This window comes from Streptomyces sp. NPDC005017 (genome assembly GCF_042873115.1).
Taxonomy (GTDB): Bacteria; Actinomycetota; Actinomycetes; order Streptomycetales; family Streptomycetaceae; genus Streptomyces.
In genome coordinates this window covers 119,391-136,634 of the sequence record NZ_JBIALD010000014.1, presented here as the reverse complement: position 1 = coordinate 136,634, position 17,244 = coordinate 119,391, and the positions used below count along the sequence as shown (strand labels likewise).

The window sequence follows — 17,244 nt, the reverse complement described above, 5'->3', positions numbered from 1 at the left end:
GTCCTGCCTACCAGGAGCCTCTTGTATTGCTCGACCGAGTCCTCATGAGCGCTGCCCAAGGGCTGCTCTCGACCACTTCGCAGAGGTCACACTCGGCGATGCGGGTTGTTACGAGGTGACGTCGTAGACCTCAGAACAGGTGAGACCCGCGCTGTTGCTTCCGATGCAGGCCCAGAACGTGTAGGTCCTGTTTTCACGCAGGTCCCGCTGCGCAGTGTCCGTGTACGGAGCAGTGTGCCCCGATGTGTCGGCGATGAGGTAAGGGTTGGCAGTCACGTAGCCAGAAACACCGTAGCCGTCCGACTTGGAATCGCTTGCAGTCAGCTTGTCCCCATTGGCTGTCCACTTGACGACGCCGGCGGTAGTACCTCCGGTCTTGATGGTGATGGTGCGCGAGCCGTCCGCCGCCATGCCGCTGACACTGAACGAAGCGTTCGGCCCTGCCACGGCGTTACCCGCACCGAGCGTCATCGCGGCGCCTGTCATGACAGCAGCAGCGGTGAGAACGGTCATCGCGCGGTTGCGAAAGGAAGTGGTCAATTTCCCCCCCAAAATAGATTCGCGGTAATCGACCAAATGATCATACTCGAACCAATGTACGAACGGGAGCGAATTTCAGACAGCTCGAGGATGCCGCAAGTGCGCCGATTGCCAACCTTTCGGGCATTTAGGGCAAAGCAGTCGGGATGCCGCGCGGGGTGCAGTGAAGTCGCCGCAGAGCGTCGCCCGGCTAGCGTCAGAATTTCTTGAAATGAAATTCCGGATGCTGTGAATACAGTTCCCGCACCAGAGGAGGAGAGCCTCCCTTTCGGGTCGGTTACTAACTCTCCTTGAGTACGGGGTCGATCATCTTATGCAGTTTTTCGGTATCGACTCCACCGAACACCCGGGCCGCTATCTTTCCTTCTCGATCCAAGACAATGCTGACCGGAAGTCCCTGAAGACTCACCGTCCCCTTAGGGAAGCCCGACATGAGAACCTTCCCGGACGGATCGTACAGGCTCGGATAGGAGATTTTGGCCTCATCTTCAAATGCCTTGGCCTGAATCTTCTCTCCGTCCCGAGTGTTGATGCCAAAGAATTCAACACCCTTCGACTTCGTTTCCTTGGCGACCTGATTCAGGTACGGGGCTTCGGCCCGGCACGGCGGGCACCAAGAGCCCCAGACGTTAATCACAACTACCTTGCCTTTGAAGCGGGCGATATCGATGTGCCCGCCGTCGACGGTCTCGCCCCTGACCGAGCCGACAGGCTTCCGTTCTCCCGCAGCGACCGTTGCGATGCCGTCCGCGCCCGTTACGAAGTTGGTCTGACCGCCACTCTTGGAGGTACCGAGGCCACAGCCGGACAGGGAGAGCGCAGCGAGCGAGACCGCCGTGGTCAGTGCAGTTGCACGGGCAATGGGCTTGAGAGTCATGAGGCGAGTTTCCCACGCCCCCTGCGCTGACAAGCAGTCACCCCGTATACGTCCAGATGGAGTTGCCGTCCTACGCCGTCCGAACCTGTGGTGCCGTACGCATCCGCTGTGGCGGAGTCTTGCGGTGGGTGAGACGCGGCATCCGCAGCGTCTCACCCACCGTCCCGCCGCGGTACGGGCCTCACCGATGCGATCGCGAACAATCGGCCCGCCGTAGCCGTCAGACGGGGGGCGAGGGAGCCGGATCCGGTGTCTTCTTCCATCCCGGCTCTCCACCTGCGCGGTGGGACGCCGAAGCGGCGTACACACCCGAGGGGTGTGTACGCCGCCGCGTCAGTGCCGGGGGCCGGTCAGCCGCAGCTGCTCGAGATCCACTTGTGGGAACGGACCTTGTACGTGCCCGCCAGGTTGCCTCCGTGCTGCTGCCGGGTGCAGCCGATGCGGTTGGAGTAGTTGGCGCCCAGGTAGTACGCGACGCCCGTGGCGGAGCTGGTGCCGGCGTTCCACACCGACTTCACGTTGGTCGTGGCGGCCCAGGAACACCTGACGTTGCCGCCCTGCCAGTCGGGGTCGGCCTCGTTCCACTGACACTTGCTGCCCGTGAAGTTGGCGCCGGTCCAGAAGCAGACGTGCCCGGACGGGCAGTCCACCGCGGCCGGCTTGACCGGGGCCGCAGACGCGGAGGAGGTCGGCAACGCCAGGGCCGTGGCGGCGGCTGCGCTGACCGTGAGAACCGCGAGCAGCGGGGTCGTACGGGTGTGCCGACGAAGGGAAAGGCGCATGGGCCTGGTCTCCTCGGAGGTCGGGGACGGTCGTGCGGACGGCTCGAACCTGGCAAGACCCGACCGGTCCGGACAAGGCCGAAGCGGCCCACTGGGACGCCGGGACGTCATCCCACGGCCTGCCTGGCGTATTCCGGATTCATTGGGACGGCCATGGGACGCCATTGGTGGCAGAGTGTCGGCAAAGCCGCCAGACCAGCGTGCTGTTGGGGATGCCGAAGGGGGAAAGGCGTGTCCGGATGCCCAGAAACAGAGCGGTTCGCCGCGCTGTTGCGTTCGCTGAAGAGCCGGTCCGGTCTGAGTTACGACGCCCTCGCCAGGAAATCCGGACTGGCCAGTTCCACGTTGCACCGCTACTGCCGGGGCACCTCGGTGCCGCAGGACTACGGGAGCGTCCACCGGCTGGCCACGGTCTGCGGCGCCACCCCTGACGAACTGCGCACCCTGCACCGCCTGTGGGCACTGGCTGACGCGGAACGGGTCGCCAGTGCCGCCGCCTCCGATGCCGCTGCCAGTCCCGATGGCACTGCCAGTCCTGACGCAGGTGCCGGTGCCGGTACCACCGCCGGTGCAACAGAGACCGACGGACGTGCGGACGACCAGGCGGCCCCTTTCGTCGACCAGCCCGTCGGCGAAAGTAGCCCAGGCCCCGACGAGTTGTCCGACGCCGAGCCCGGAATCCGGCCCTCCGGGCGGTCTCGTCGGCTTCGGCTGGGCACCTCTGTCGTCTCCGCCGCCGTCCTCGTCGCCGTGACCGTCTCCGCCTGGGCCCTGTCGAACGGCGGATCGCCCGACGGTGGCGGACCCCGCACCGGCGACAACCGGCCGTTGTTCTCGGCCAACTGCCCGCCCGTGATCGCGATGGGCGAGCACGACGAATGCGTGCGGGAGGTGCAGCGCCTGCTGCACGCCAAGGGCGCGGACATCGACGTGGACGGCGACTTCGGGCCGCAGACACTGCGCCGCGTCACGGCCTTCCAGGTGCTCGCCGGACTCCAGGCCAACGGGGTCGTCGGGGAGCCGACGAAGAAGGCTTTGTACACCTCGCGCGTCCGGATGGCCGTGTGGTCACCGCAGAAGGTGCGGCAGCGGGTCCGGGAGGTGTTCCCCGAGGCACCGGACAAGGCGGTGGCCATCGCCGACTGCCAGTCCTTCCTCGACCCGCTGCACATCCTCCCCAACACCAACGGCACCCGGAACTGGGGCCTGTTCCAGATCTCCGACACCCGACTGCGCGAGCTGGGCGGTACACCGCGCCAGGCCCTGGACCCGGAGTGGAACATCCAGGCGGCCCGGAAACTGTGGACCCGGCAGCGTGACTTCGGCGACTGGCCGCACTGCGAGCGCGCCGCCGACGCGCCCCGGTCCCCCACGCCCCGGCACTCGACCTCGGGGGGCCTGCGCTCGCTGTGAACCCCTGCCCGGCGGTGGGGGGAGGGCCGAGTACGGGTGGTACGGCGTGCGGCGCGCCGGAACACGGCCGTCGGCCGCGGCCGCGTACGGGCACCGGGCACCGAGTCCGGCGTTCACGGGCCCCGTGCGAGCTCGGCGCACACGGGCCCCCGTAGAACATGGGGGATTCTCCCCCATGCGGTGTCCGCACCCGCCGTACGAGGATCGGGCCTGTCGGTGACGGCGGGCCCGATCCTCGGGGAGGGACGATGGCGGCGGAGACCGGACAGGGGTGGGCCTCGGCCGCGCTGTCGGGCATCGAGCGGTGGTGGGAGGCCGGACTGGTCCCCGCCGACGCGCGGCGGGGGCGGCCGGACTGGGCCGCGTTCGCCGAGGAGGCCGCCGACGTCGCGCCCGTGGAGGCCCTCGCTCCCGAGGGGGAGCATCCGGGGCTGAGCGGCTTCACATGGGTGCTGCGGCCCTTCACCCGCTGTGCGGGCGAGCGGCTGGAGCGGCGGCTGTCGGCCCGGGCGCGAGACCTCGTGGACCTGGACGCCGTACGAGGGGATTTGGAGCGGCATCTGGGCGCGCGGCTGGCGCGGGCCGCGGCGCGCACGCTGGTGCTGGAACTGCACGAGGCGCGCACCGCCGGACGGCTCGACGGGGAGGACTCCCGGGCCAGGTTCCGGCACTTCCTCGGGCGGGTCGCCACCCGGCGGGGTCTGACGGATCTGCTGGCCGGACGGCCGGTGCTGGCGCGGATCCTGGGACGGGCGGCGCTGGACGCGGCGGACACGACGGCGGAGGCGCTGGAGCGGCTCGCGGACGACCGTGTCCTCCTGGCCGGCGGTCTGTGGGGGCAGTCCGGCCGGGACCCGGGGCGCCTGGTGGGGGTCGAGCCGGGCGCGGGCGACGGGCACCGGGGCGGCCGCAGCGTGATGCTGCTGCGCTTCGCCGACGGAAGCCGGCTGGTGTACAAGCCGCGGCCGCTCGCCGCGCACCGGCACTTCAACGATCTCGTCGGCTGGTTCGGCCGGCTTCCCGGTGCCGTGGAGCTGCGCACTCTGGAAGTGCTCGACCGGGGCGCGTACGGCTGGGTGGAGTTCGTCGACGCACGGCCCTGTGCCTCCGATGCCGAGGTGGACGCCTTCTATCGCCGCCAGGGCGCGCTGCTGGCCCTGCTGCATCTGCTCGACGGGACGGACCTGCACCACGAGAACCTGATCGCGGTCGGCGCCCATCCGGTACTGGTCGACGTGGAGACCCTGTTCCACCCGCCGCTGCCGGGTGCCGAGACGCAGGACCCCGCCGCCCGTGCCCTGCACGACTCGGTGTACCGCGTCGGGCTGCTGCCCCAGCTCCTGGTCGGCGACCACAGCGCCCTGGACGTGTCCGCGGTCGGCGGCGGCCGTGCGGCGGTGTCGCCCGTGGACCGGGCGGACTGGGCCGACGCGGGCACCGACCGGATGCGACTGGTGCGCAGGGCCGGGCGGTTCGACGAGTCCGCCAACCGGCCGCGGCTCGCGGACGGTACGCCCGTCGAGCCGGGGGCTCATGTGGAGGCGCTGTGCGCGGGGTTCCGTGCCGCGTACTCGGCGATCAGCGGAGCCTGGGACGAACTGCTCGCCGCGCCGGGCCCGTTGACCGCCTTCGCCGACGACGAGGTACGGGTCGTGCTGCGGCCCACCTGGGTGTACAGCATGCTCCTCGACGAGACGACCCACCCCGACCTGCTGAAGGACGCGGGCGAACGGCAGCGGGTCCTCGCGACGCTGCGCACCGGCCGGTTCGGCGTGCTGCCGGAGCCTGGTGCGGTGGAGGAGGAGATCGTCCAACTCTGGTGCGGAGACGTGCCGTTGTTCACGGCCCGGCCGGGCGGCGAGCGGCTCCTCGGTTCGGGCGGCCTGCCGGTCGGACGTGTCGGCCTGTCCGGGATCGCCCGCGTCTCGGCGAAGCTGGCGGCCCTGGACACCGTCGACCGGCAGGACCAGGAGTGGATCGTGCGGGCCGCGATGGCGACGGCCTCTCCCGAGCCCGCGCACCGGCCCGCCGCGGGCAGGCGCCCGCGGACCGCGCAGCTCGCCCCGGAGCCGGAGCGGCTGCTGTCGGCGGCCCGGTCGCTCGGTGACCGGCTCGTCTCCCTCGCCTACCGCGAGGGTCCCCGCAGCAACTGGATCGGCCTGGAACTGCTGGACGACCGCTACTGGCGCATCGGCCCCATGGCCGCCGACCTGGCCGGCGGCTACAGCGGACCGGCCCTGTTCCTGTCCCAGCTGGCGGCCCTCACCGGAGCCGCGCACTACGCGGAAGCGGCCCGTACGGCGCTGACGCCGGTGCCCGCCCTGCTCGAGGCGCTCGCGGCCCGGCCCGGCGACCTCGGCGCGGTGGGCTCCGGGGCCTTCTCGGGCCTCGGTGGCATCGCGTACGCCCTCGCCGAGGCGGCCCGTCTGCTCGACGACCCGGATCTGCGCGCGGCGGCGCCCGCCGCGCTGCGCCTGGCGGCCGAGGCGGCCCGCACGGAGACCGATCTCGGGCTGGCCACGGGTGTCGCGGGCGGTCTGGCCGCCCTGCTGGCCGCCCACCAGGCCGGCGTCGGGGGCGCCGGGCGGGAGCACCTGCGGGCCGCGCGGGACTGCGCCGACCGGCTGGCCGCCGCCGAACTCACCGGCCTCGGAGGGTCCTTCGCCAACGGGACGGCCGGCGTCGGTTGGGCTCTGCTGCGCTTCGCGGACGCCTGGTCCGCCGCCGGGGCGGGGGGCGCCGACGTCGTGGAGCCCCATCGCAGGGCGGGAACGGCGGCACTGCGGGCGGCCGTCGGCGGGGGTGACGGCGAGGCGCGGGCGTCCGCCTGGTGCGGCGGGCGCGCGGGGATCGCGCTCGCGGTGCTGGACGCGCCGGGCGCCCTGGACGACCCGCGCCTCGCGGCCTGGGCGCGGGAACGCGCAGAGGAACTGGGGCGGGCGCACCAGGCTCCCGACGACAGCCTCTGCCACGGGGAGGCCGGACTGTGCGAGCTGCTGGCGCACGACGCGCTCCCGGAGGCTCGCCGCCCCTGGGTCCGCAGGGCCGGGGCGCTGCTCGCGTCCGTGGAGCAGGCCGGAGCGCGCGGCGGCGCCCCCGACGGCGTCCCGCACCCCGGCATGCTGACCGGTCTGGCCGGGATCGGACACGGCCTGTTGCGCGCGGGCTTCCCGGAACGCGTGCCGTCCCTGCTCCTCCTGCGACCGACCGGCCCCGGGACCACGACCACGACCGGCCCCGGAACCGAGACCGGGACCGGGACCGATCCGGCGGCCACGCCCTGACGCCCGGCCCGGCCCGGCACGACCCACGCCCCCAGCCCCGGGCGCCGGGCCCGGGACGGACCCCGTCCCCCCAACTCCCGCCCCCGACAACACCGTCGGGCCCACCGCACCTCTCACACCGCACCACCGCACCACCGCACCACCGCACTCCATATGCCGTACCACCGCACCACGCACGGCCCGGCACGACCACCACTCCTGCCCACACGAAGGACGAGGCGAGGGACCATGCAGATCACTGACTCGGTGAGGTACGTCGACGGCGGGGCGAACGCGGACACCGCGGGCCAGGAGCACCCGGTCGGGGAAGTGACACTCGGCGCGGGCGGCGCGCTGGGGCTGCGCGGCCGGCTGCTCAGGACGGCGGAACTCGACACGGCCGCCACGGTGGACGTGCCCTTCACCACCGGCACCATCACGCTGGCCTGAGGCAAGGGCGCACCCGCCGCCCCGCGAACCGCCGGGGACGGTGACCGGAAAGAGTGGGTGGAGGCCGGGGGGCTCCCCGGCCCTCTGCCATGTGCTGAAAGGTTCACGTAGCCTGCGCACATGCGTGCGATGTCGTCGGTCATCGTGGGGCGGGACGCCGAGATCGGGCTGCTGGACAGTGCCCTCGACGGTGTCGGCAAGGGCGCCGGACGGGCGGTGTTCCTGCTCGGTGAGGCGGGCATCGGCAAGTCGCGGCTCGTCGGCGAATGCGCCCTGCGCGCCTACGCCCAGGACATGGCGGTGCTGCGCGGCCGCGCCACGTCCACCGGGCTGGTCGTGCCCTTCCGGCCGCTGGTCGAGGCGCTGGCGTCGCGGTTCAGGGCGGCCGGCGCCCCGGACGACCCCGAGCTGGCCCCCTATCGACCCGCGCTGGCCGGACTCGTGCCGGAGTGGCGGTCCGCGGCGGCGGCCTCCGGCTACGCGATCTCGCTGGTCGAACTCGCGGAGGCGCTGCTCAGACTGCTGGCCGTGCTCGGCCGCGAGAGGGGCTGCGTCATCCTCCTGGAGGACCTGCACGACTCCGACACCGAGACGATCGCGGTCGTGGAGTACCTCGTCGACAATGTGGCCGGTCTGCCGGTCCTGCTGGTCGGCACGCTGAGGCCCGATCCCGGCCCGGCGCTGGACCTGGCGCTCGCCGCGGAGCTGCGCAACACGGCCGAGTTACGGGAGCTGGGGTCCCTCGCCGAGGACGCCGTACGGGACATGGTGGACGCGTGTCTGGGCGCTGCGCCGGGTGAGGTGCCCCCGGCCGCGCACCGGCATCTCGCCCGGCGGGCGGGCGGCAACCCGTATCTGGTGGAGGTGCTGCTGGCCGACCTGGTGGACACGGGGTGGCTGAGCCGGTCCGACGGCGGGTGGCTCCTGGCCGAGCAGGGCGAGCCGCCGGTGCCGACCGGGGCGGTGCGCAGCTGGGCGCGTCGGCTGGAGCGGCTCGACGAGCCCGTGCGGGAGCTGCTGCTCGTCGCGGCCACGCTCGGCGGCCAGTTCTCCGTCGAGGCGGTCGGTGCCGTGACCGGGTTCGACGACCGGGCGCTCTTCGCGCATCTGCGGTCGGCCTCGGAGGCCGGGATCATCGCCCCGGACGGGGCGGCGCACGACCGGTACACCTTCCGCCACGCCCTGACGGCGGAGGCGCTCAGGGCGTCGCTGCCTCCCGCCGAGCAGGCCGCGCTGGCCCGCCGCGCGGCCGCGGTCATCGAGGAGTCGGCCGTCGAACTGTCGGGCGAGCAGCGTCAGTTGGTGGCGACGCTGCGGCTGGCCGCGGGCGACAGGGCGACGGCCTCCCGCCAGTTCGCCCAGGTCGGGCGGCAGATGCTGGACGCGGGTGCGTCGGGTTCGGCGGCGGTGCTGCTGGAGCGCGCCCGCGGACTGGCACCCGACGGGGAGCGCGACGAGGTGACCGTACAACTGGCGATCGCGGAGGCCGAGTCCGGCCGTCTGGACACCGCTTCCGCGCTGCTCGACGACCTGCCTGCGGCCGTCGCCGGGTCCCGCGCGGCGGAGGAGCGGGCGCAGGCGCACACCCAGGTCGCCTGGGTCGCCACCATGGCGGAGCGGCCGAAGGAGGCACGCCGCCGGATCGGGGCGGCCCGGGCCCTGCTCGGGACGCCGCCGCTCCCGGAGCAGGAGGCGGCGCTGGTGGTGGTCGAGGGGCATCTCCTGCTGCTGCCGGAGCAGGACGGGCCGCGCGGGCGCGAGCGGCTCGAGGAGGCGGAACGTTCCGCCAGGCGGGCGGCGCTCACCGCGGAGGAACGCGGCCGGCCCGTGGTGGCCTGCCGTGCCTGGCAGTTGCTGGCGCTGCTGTCCCGCGAGCGGGGGTTCGACGAGGCCGACGCCTGTCTGGTGCGCATGCTGACCGTCGCCGAGCGGCACCGCCTCGCGGTGTGCCGGGCCGAGGCTCTGGTGCGGCTCGGCACCAACGCGTTCCTGCGGACCGGTGAGGCCGCCCAGTTGGAGTCCGCCCGGGCGGCGGCGCACGAACTCGGCTCGCTGGCCCTGCTCCAGACCACCGACGGACTGCTCGCCATGCAGGCTGTCCTGGCCGGCCACTGGGACCGGGCCGGCGAGATCGTCGAGCGGTGCGTGGAGGCCAGCGCCCGCTTGCAGAACCTGTCCGCCCACCGCTATCTGCTCCTCGTCGACGCCACCCTCGCCGCACACCAGGGGCGGGCCCGTCAGCAGGAGCGGGCCCTGGCGCGGTTCCGCCGGGCCGGCGGCGAGGAGTCGATGCTGGCGCCCCTGCAGCACGGACTGTGCCTGGCCCTGGGCGCGTTGATGGCCGAGGACCGCGCGCGGGCCGCCGCCGAACTCGACGCCGCCTCGGCCTGGGAGCGGGAACACCCCAGCTTCTTCTACCTCAGCGGCAGCTACGGGCTGCGCCCCCTGCTGCGCGTCCTCGCCCGCGACGAGGACGGCCCCCGGGCCCACCGCGAGGCGCTCGCCTCACCCGGCGGGCAACTGGCCTGGAACCGGATGTTCCTGGGCATGGCGGAGGCACTGCTGCGCGGCCGGGAAGGCGACGAGACGGGCGCGCTGCGCTCCTTACGGGAGGCCCGGCGCTCGGCGGACGCGTTCCCGCAGGCGTGGCATCTCGCCCTGCGCCTGACCGCCGAGGGGGCCCTGGACGACGCGTGGGGCGAGCCGGTCGTCTGGCTGCGGACCGCCGAGGAGTACTTCCACGAGGCGGGCGTCCAGCCGGTCGCAGGCGCTTGCCGGGCCCTGCTGCGTCAGTCGGGCGTCAGCGTTCCGCAGCGCCGCGGAGGCCGCGAGCTGATCCCCGCGGAACTGCGCGCGGTCGGCGTCACCCCACGCGAGTACGAGGTGTTCGTCCTGCTCGCCGAACGGCCCGGCAACCAGCAGATCGCCAGCCGCCTGTGCATCTCGCCCCGGACGGTGGAGAAGCACATGGCGAGCCTGATGAGCAAGACCGCCAGCGCGGACCGCTCGGCGCTGTGCGCGCTGTCCGCGCGGCGGGCACAGGACCAGGAGCCACGCGGCCGGCAGGCACCCATGCCCCGCTAGGGCCTCCTCGGGCGTCGCGACGCCACGGGGATCCGCCAGAAGGCCCTGGCCACGGCCACCGGCCAAAAGGGCGCGTCACGGCCGCCGTTGATGGGGGCCACCCGCACCGGTATGGGGGCGCCGCCCCCATGTGCGGGGGTCCGTCCCCCACAACGCCCCCGCCCGTGTCAGGAGTCTGCGGGCCCGGTACCGATGTGCGACGCGGCGGCCACGGCGGATCATCGAGCGGCCGATCCCCTTCGCCCCCACGGAGGTCCGCTCGATGCCGCGTCCGACCGCGCAGCCCGCCGTGTCACCGCCCGCAGCACCGCCCGGCACGCTCCGGTTCTCCGTCCTCGGCCCGCTCGCGGTGCACCGGGACGGCCGCCCGCTGCCGCTCGGCCCGCTCAAGCAGCGCGTCGTGCTGGCCGCGCTGCTCACCTCCGCCAACAGCCCGGTCTCCGTGGACGCCCTGACGGACACGGTGTGGCCCGAGGAACCCCCTCGTACCGCCCGCAAGAACCTCCAGGTCTACGTCAGCGCCCTGCGCGCCCTGCTCGCGGACGACGACCGCGACCGTCCCCGGCTCTCCCACACGGGCGCCGGCTATGTGCTGCGGGCGAGCGAGGACGAGCTCGACCTGCTGCGCTTCCGCGCCCTCGTGCGCGGCGCCGAGGCGCGGCCCGCGAGCGCGGCCGCCCCGCTGCTGCGGCAGGCCCTCGACCTGTGGCAGGGGCCACCGCTCGGCGAGGACCTGCGGCGCTCGCCCCGGCTCGCCGAGGAGGCCGAGCGGCTGGAGCTGCGCCATCTCACGGCGTACGAGGGCTGGGCGGAGGCGCAGTTGCGGCTCGGCGGCGCGCCGACGGTCGTCGAGGGGCTGCGCGACCTGGTGGAACGGCATCCGCTGCGGGAGCGGCTGCGGTCCGCGTGGATGTGCGCGCTGAGCGCGTCCGGCCGGCAGGCCGAGGCACTCGCGGTGTACGACGACTACCGGCAGCTGCTCGCAAGGGAACTGGGCCTGGAGCCGAGCGGTGCCATGGCTGCGCGCTACCGGGCGGTCCTCGCGGGCGACGAGGGCTCGGGGGCGGACCCGGACACCGGCCCCGCGCGGGCCCGGCACGGCTCGGGCCGATGTCCGGCCACGGCCGCGCTGCCGCCCGACCTCGCCGACCTGACCGGCCACGGCGGGGAACTGCGTGACCTCCTCGACCTGCTGACGGACGACGTCCTCGGCGGTGTCGTGCTGCTGTCCGGTCCGGCCGGCTCCGGGAAGACCGCGCTGGCCGTACGCGCCGCGCATCTGCTGGGCGACCGCTTCCCCGACGGACGGTTCTTCGTCTCCCTGCGGGACCCGGACGGCCGACCCCGGCCACTGGACGCCGTGCTCGCCGAGACCGGCGCCCTCACCGGCCGCCCCGCGCCGCAGGGGCCCGAGGCGTGGCGGGCGTGGCTGGCGGAGCGACGCGTGCTGGTGATCGTCGACGACGTGCCGGACGAGAGTGCCGTACGCCCGCTGCTGCCGTCCGGCGGGCCGGGCAGGGTGCTGCTCACCGCACGCGGCCAGCTCGGCGGACTGGCCCCCGTGCAGCGGCTGCCCCTGCCTCCGCTCGGCACCGCCGAGGCCCTGCAGCTGCTGTGCGGGCTCGTCGGCCCGGGCCGGGTGCGGGCCGACCGGGAGGCGGCGCTGCGGATCGTGCGGGCCTGCGGCGGGTCGCCGCTGGCGGTCAGGGTGAGCGGGATGCGCCTCGCGGTCCTGCGCCACGTCCCGCTGCGGGAGTTCGCCGACCGGCTCAGCGACCCCGTCGGAGCGCTGGACGAGCTGACCTCCGGGGACGTGTCCGTGCGGCGGTGGCTGGCCCGCGGCTGGGCGGCGCTGCCCGAGGACCGCGGCCGGGACGCGGGCCGGCTCGCCCTGGGCACCGGGGACGGCCCGTTCGGGCTGGCCGAGGCGGCCGAGGCCCTCGGCTGCGACGAGCGGCACGCGGTGCGGGTGGTGGAGGAACTGATCGAGGCCGGCATGGTGACCTCGCCCTGCGCTGAGGTCACCGCCCACGCCGCCCAGTACGAACTGCCGCATCTGATACGGCTGTACGTGCACGCCGTCGGGTCTGCCGCACCCGCGCCGGTCCAGGGATGACCCGCTCCCGGCGGTCTCGGCTCAGCTGACCGCCGGTCAGCGTTGACCGGCCCCCGGCGGTCCCGGCTCAGCGGACCGCCGGGCCGGGATCCTGCGGGGCCGGCAGGCCCACGTGCCGGGCCAGGAAGGCGAGGCATTCGGCCTGAAGGGCCGCCGCGCGGGACGCGGACCGGTCCCCGTGGCCGACACCCCGCTCCAGCCGCAGCAGCACCGGCCCGTCGCCGGTGGTGGCGTGCTGGAGGGCGGCGCACATCTTCCGGGCGTGCAGCGGGTCGGTCCTGGTGTCGCCGTCGGCGGCGGTCAGCAGCACCGCCGGATAGGCGGTCCCCGGGGTGACGCGGTGGTACGGGGAGTAGCCGTACAGCGTGGGCAGCGTCTCCGGGTCCCGTGCGCTGCCGTACTCGGGCGTCCAGCTGGGGCCGAGCCCGGACAGCTCGTAGCGGACCATGTCCAGCAGCGGCGAACTGCACACCACGGCCGCGTACTTGTCCGGCTGCTGGGTCAGTGCGGCGCCGACCAGCAGCCCTCCGTTGGAGCCGCCCATGCAGGCGAGGCGGCCGGGCTCGGTCCAGCCCTCCTCGATGAGCCGGTCGCCCGCGGCGGCGAAGTCGTCGAAGGTGTTCTGCTTGTTCCCGCCGCTGCCGGCCAGATGCCAGGCCTCGCCCTCCTCTCCCCCGCCGCGCAGCCCCGCCCAGGCGAACACCCCGCCGGCGCTGACCCAGGCGAGGACCAGGGCGCGGTAGCGGGGCGACATGGTGCGGCCGAAGCCGCCGTACCCGGTGAGCAGCGCCGGGCGCGGCACGTCCGGGCGGCCGGACGGGGAGATGACGAACATCCGCACCGTCGTGCCGTCGCGGGAGGGGAAGGCGACCTGACGGGTGACCGCGCCGGAGGCGCCCACAGCGCCGGACACGTCGCGCTCCCAGCGCGTCACCTCGAGCGTGCGCGCGTCGAAGCGGAGCACCCGCGGCGGCGTGACGAAGTCGGTGTAGGCGAAGTAGGCCTCGTGGCCGCCGGGGACGGCGGAGAAGTCGCCGACGGCACCGGTGCCCGGCAGGGGGACGGTGGCGATCCGCCGGCCCTCCACCAGGTCGTGCACGGTCACCTCGGCCACCGTGTCACGGGTCCAGGCGACCAGGCCGAGCGGATGCTTCAGCTCCGGTCCGGACAGCACGACGACATGCGTCAGCACCGCGTCGGGACGCTCGGGCACCACCTCCCGCCATGCGCCGGGGCCGAGGTGGAACCCGTCCGGCCGGCAGGCGACGACCCGCCCGCGGGGGGCGTCGCGGTCGGTCCGCAGCCACACCGGGTCCCGCGGACCGCCGCCGGGCACCGCCCGCAGACGGGTCGCGGCCGTCCTGCCCTCCTGCACCGGCCGCCACCGCGGGCGCTCCGGCGGACCGTCGTGCAGGTCCGCCAGATACAGATCGGTGCCGCGGCCGGTGCCGAGTGTCGCCGTGACACCCAGCCAGCGCCCGTCCGGGGTGACCGAGACGCTGTAGAACTGGGTCCGGTCCCGCCCCTCACCGAAGACGAGGGCGTCCGTCGCCGGGTCCGTGCCGACCCGGTGCAGATGGACGCGGCGGTGGTAGCGCGCCTCGCCGGGGTGGGCGCGGGGGTCGAGGTTCCTGACGTAGTAGAACGCCTCACCGCCGGGCAGCCAGCCGACCGACGTCCTGCGCACCCGGTCCACGGGCCCGTCGACGATCCGGCCGGTGGCCACGTCGAGCACCCGGAGCAGGGAGTCCTCCGTGCCGTCCCGGGACACCTGGAAGGCCAGCAGGGCGCCCTCCACGGAGGGTTCCCAGGCGTCGAGCACCGTGCGTCCGGACGGGTCGAGCGCCACCGGGTCGAGCAGCACCCGCTCCGCGCCGCCGGCGTCCGCCACCATCAGCACCGGGTGCTCCTGGCCGGCCAGCTGCCGCAGCCAGAACTGCCGCTCGCCGCGGACCTCGGGAGACCGGACGCGGTCGACGGCGTCGATCGCCGCGACCTGCGCCTCCCACTGCCCCAGGTCCTGCCAGGTCGCGCGCTGCGCCGCGTAGAGCGCGTCCTGCCCGGCGCCCCAGCGCAGCGTCGCGGCGGACCCCGCGTCCTCCAGCCAGCGGTACGGGTCCGGGACGCGCAGCCCGTGCAGTTCCTCGACGACGTCCTGCCGCTCGGCGTCCGGGTGGCGGCGGGCCTGCGAAGTCACGCGATCCTCCCTCATCCGTGATGTGACGGGTCAGAGTTCGTTGGAGCGGTTGATGACGCAGGCGGAGAGTTCCTCCTCGTCGTCGCTGTGGGCGACGACCTCGATGCCGTCGTTCTCGGCCGGCTCGGCGTCGTCGGCGGGGCGCGTGTTCTCGGCCGGCTCGGCGTCGTCGGCGGGACGCGTGTTCTCGGCCGGCTCGGGGTCGTTGGCGGGACGCGTGTTCTCGGGCATGGCCGTCCTTCTCGGGTGACGGCGTCCGGCGGACCGGACGCGGGTGGACGTACGGATCCTGGAGGGGGGAGCGTCCGCGCCTACGGTTCTGTCCGTCTCCGGCAGGGCGGCCCAGGCGAAGACCCCCGCCGCCACGACGACGAGCCCCGACACGGCGAACACGGTGTCGACGGGGCCGAAACCGACACCGCCCAGGGAACCGTCGACGCCTCGCAGCACGGAGCCCGCGAGCCAGCCGGACAGCACCGCGGACAGCATGGAGGCCAGCTTCGTCACCGGGTAGAACACCGCCACCACCCGGCCCCGGAACTCCGCCGGCGCCGCCGCGAGCAGCAGCGGCGACATCGCGGTGTTCAGCACGGTCAGCGGAACGGTGAAGACGAACAGCAGGGCGACACCGCCGATGAAGCCGCTCTGCCGGGAGTACGCCACCAGCAGCACCCCGCTCACCAGCAGGCCGATCCAGGTGGTCCGGCGCGCCCCCAGCCACTGCACCACCCGGCCGCCGCCGAGCGCCCCCGCGATGCCGCCCGCGCCCATCGCCATACCGAGGTATCCGTAGAGATGGGCGTCCGCGTTCAGGTTGTCGGTGGTGAAGAAGACGTTGAGGGTGCCCAGCGCCCCGACCCCGAACTGGCCGATCACGGCCAGCACCAGCAGCGCCACCAGGAACCTGCTGCCCGCGAAGAACCTCAGCCCGTCCACGAACTCCCGGCGCAGACCGCCCGGCCGACGCTCGGCGGTCTTCTCCGCCACGACCCGCGCGGCGGGCACGCGGATGGCGCGGATCGCGAGGTACGACACCACGTACGTGAGGCCGTTGAACAGCAGGGCCCACTGCAGACCGGCGGTGAACAGCAGCGGTGCGGCGAGGGGCGGTCCGACGATCCAGGCCGTCTCACCGGTCGCCTGCGCGATGCCCGCCGCGCGAGCCCGGTCGGCCTCCCCGGTCACCAGGTCGGCGAGGACCGCGAAGCGCGCCGGGGCGAAGAACTGGCCGGCCGAGTGCAGCAGCAGGACGGTGACGTAGACGAGGGCCAGCCACACGCCGTCGGCGAGGGCGGCGGCCGGCAGGAAGGTCACGGCGGTCAGCGCCGCCACCAGCACGCCCCGGACCACCTCGGTGCGCAGCATGGTGGCGCGTTTGTCCCACCGGTCGACGAACACGCCCGCGAGCGGTCCGACGACCAGTACGGCCACGCTGGAGGCGATCAGGATGCCGCTGACCGCCATCGGCGCCCACGGCTCGTCCTTCGCCAGCACGGTCGCCACCCACAGCACCAGGGTCGTGCTGAAGACCGCGTCGCCGACGGAGGAGACGGCCTGGCCGAACCAGAGCCGGGTGTAGTCGCGGTTGATCAGCGTAGGCGGCCAGGTCACGACGGCCTCGGCGAGGAGACGATCAGCGCCGTCAGCGCGGTGACGAGGGTCGTGTGGTACGCCTTGCGGAAGAACTCCCCGTCCGTCGCCGACGCGGGCGCCCGAAGTGCCGCCGACCTGCCCGGGATCGCCCCGTCGGGCCGCTGGACCCCTACCAGGCACTCCACGGCTGCGGCGCCCTCGGGCGTGTCCAGCGGCTCGCCGCCCAGGACGAACTGCGTGAGGACCAGCTCCACGGCCAGGTCCCACAGGTCGTGCTCGACGCAGTGCAGCAGCATCCGGCGCACCAGGTCCCGCGCGTGCGCCAGCGCGCCGCCGCCCAGACCGGGCGCGCTCCGCCCGAAGTCGCTCGCGTAGAAGCCGGTGTGGGTGAGGGCGTACGCCTGCGGAACGGTCAGCGGGCTCCCCTCCCCCGGCTCGGCGGCGCGCAACGCGACGAGCGGGCTGAGCGGGAGCAGCTCGGCCATCGGCTCGACACCGTGGCGGACCCCGGCCTTGTCCGCGTAGTAGCGGACCTCGACGCGCTGGTACGGGGACTTGTCCCGCGGCGTGAGGAACCCGGGGTCCAGCCGGTCGAGCGTCGCCCGGACCTGGGTGCCGTCGATCCCGTCGGGCGCCAGCGCGGCGAAGATCAGCCCGTACGTGGACGCGTAGCGGGGGGTGGCCTCGAACAGTCGCGGGAGGCCGGGGTCCTGCCAGAGCTTGCGGACGAGCGCCGTCGCCCCGCCCAGCACGTCCGGCGGGTCCGGGAGGCGGGAGGCGCAGTGGCAGAGCAGCGCCAGTTCCAGCGCGGCCTTCGCCTTCCCGTGGGTCGACGACCGGGCGCCCGCCGAGAACGGGTCGAAGAACTCCACGTTCGCGTCCAGCCAGCGCAGCGCGCCGCCGGAGAGCCGCTCCAGAGGTGAGGACAT

11 protein-coding genes are annotated in these 17,244 nt (G+C 73.8%); 5 read left to right on the top strand and 6 right to left on the bottom strand.

Annotated features, from left to right (window positions below; genetic code table 11):
• Positions 1 to 108: 108 nt before the first annotated feature.
• The 3 genes from ACFYR0_RS22320 to ACFYR0_RS22310 form a co-directional block, all read right to left on the bottom strand.
• On the bottom strand, positions 109 to 576 hold the full coding sequence (locus ACFYR0_RS22320) for a hypothetical protein (RefSeq protein WP_389330657.1): 468 nt from the start codon (positions 574 to 576) through the stop codon (positions 109 to 111).
• Between the two features lie 244 nt (positions 577 to 820).
• On the bottom strand, positions 821 to 1,417 hold the full coding sequence (locus tag ACFYR0_RS22315; protein WP_389330655.1) for a TlpA family protein disulfide reductase: 597 nt from the start codon (positions 1,415 to 1,417) through the stop codon (positions 821 to 823).
• 350 nt (positions 1,418 to 1,767) lie between these two features.
• The gene (locus tag ACFYR0_RS22310; RefSeq protein ID WP_389330652.1) at positions 1,768 to 2,199 is read right to left on the bottom strand and encodes a peptidase inhibitor family I36 protein; all 432 of its coding nucleotides are present in this window, start codon (positions 2,197 to 2,199) and stop codon (positions 1,768 to 1,770) included.
• Positions 2,200 to 2,430: 231 nt separating this feature from the next.
• On the opposite strand from ACFYR0_RS22310, the gene ACFYR0_RS22305 reads away from it, so the two are divergent.
• The 5 genes from ACFYR0_RS22305 to ACFYR0_RS22285 all read left to right on the top strand — a co-directional run bounded on the left by ACFYR0_RS22305 (position 2,431) and on the right by ACFYR0_RS22285 (position 12,525).
• Positions 2,431 to 3,612 (top strand): helix-turn-helix domain-containing protein, encoded by a 1,182-nt coding sequence (locus tag ACFYR0_RS22305; protein ID WP_389330649.1) that lies wholly within the window; start codon positions 2,431 to 2,433, stop codon positions 3,610 to 3,612.
• A gap of 248 nt (positions 3,613 to 3,860) precedes the next feature.
• Positions 3,861 to 6,896 carry a type 2 lanthipeptide synthetase LanM family protein gene (locus ACFYR0_RS22300; RefSeq protein WP_389330646.1) on the top strand — a complete coding sequence of 1,012 codons (3,036 nt, stop codon included), beginning with the start codon at positions 3,861 to 3,863 and terminating at the stop codon, positions 6,894 to 6,896.
• 228 nt (positions 6,897 to 7,124) lie between these two features.
• Positions 7,125 to 7,325: a hypothetical protein gene (locus ACFYR0_RS22295; protein WP_389330642.1), complete on the top strand. Its 201-nt coding sequence runs from the start codon at positions 7,125 to 7,127 to the stop codon at positions 7,323 to 7,325.
• A 120-nt stretch (positions 7,326 to 7,445) separates the two neighbouring features.
• Positions 7,446 to 10,409: an ATP-binding protein gene (locus tag ACFYR0_RS22290; RefSeq protein WP_389330639.1), complete on the top strand. Its 2,964-nt coding sequence runs from the start codon at positions 7,446 to 7,448 to the stop codon at positions 10,407 to 10,409.
• A gap of 262 nt (positions 10,410 to 10,671) precedes the next feature.
• A complete protein-coding gene (locus tag ACFYR0_RS22285; protein WP_389330637.1) occupies positions 10,672 to 12,525 on the top strand; it encodes a BTAD domain-containing putative transcriptional regulator in 1,854 nt (617 codons plus the stop codon).
• 67 nt (positions 12,526 to 12,592) lie between these two features.
• Here ACFYR0_RS22285 and ACFYR0_RS22280 read toward each other — a convergent pair whose 3' ends face one another.
• Genes ACFYR0_RS22280 through ACFYR0_RS22270 form a run of 3 tightly spaced genes read right to left on the bottom strand, consistent with a single transcriptional unit; the run spans position 12,593 to position 17,244 of the window.
• Positions 12,593 to 14,722 carry a prolyl oligopeptidase family protein gene (locus ACFYR0_RS22280; RefSeq protein WP_389330634.1) on the bottom strand — a complete coding sequence of 710 codons (2,130 nt, stop codon included), beginning with the start codon at positions 14,720 to 14,722 and terminating at the stop codon, positions 12,593 to 12,595.
• A 30-nt stretch (positions 14,723 to 14,752) separates the two neighbouring features.
• Positions 14,753 to 16,333, bottom strand: coding sequence for an MFS transporter (locus ACFYR0_RS22275; RefSeq protein WP_389330631.1), 1,581 nt, complete (start codon positions 16,331 to 16,333; stop codon positions 14,753 to 14,755).
• Positions 16,330 to 17,244, bottom strand: coding sequence for a DUF6895 family protein (locus ACFYR0_RS22270; RefSeq protein ID WP_389330627.1), 915 nt, complete (start codon positions 17,242 to 17,244; stop codon positions 16,330 to 16,332). Before ACFYR0_RS22270 ends, ACFYR0_RS22275 begins: the two co-directional genes overlap by 4 nt.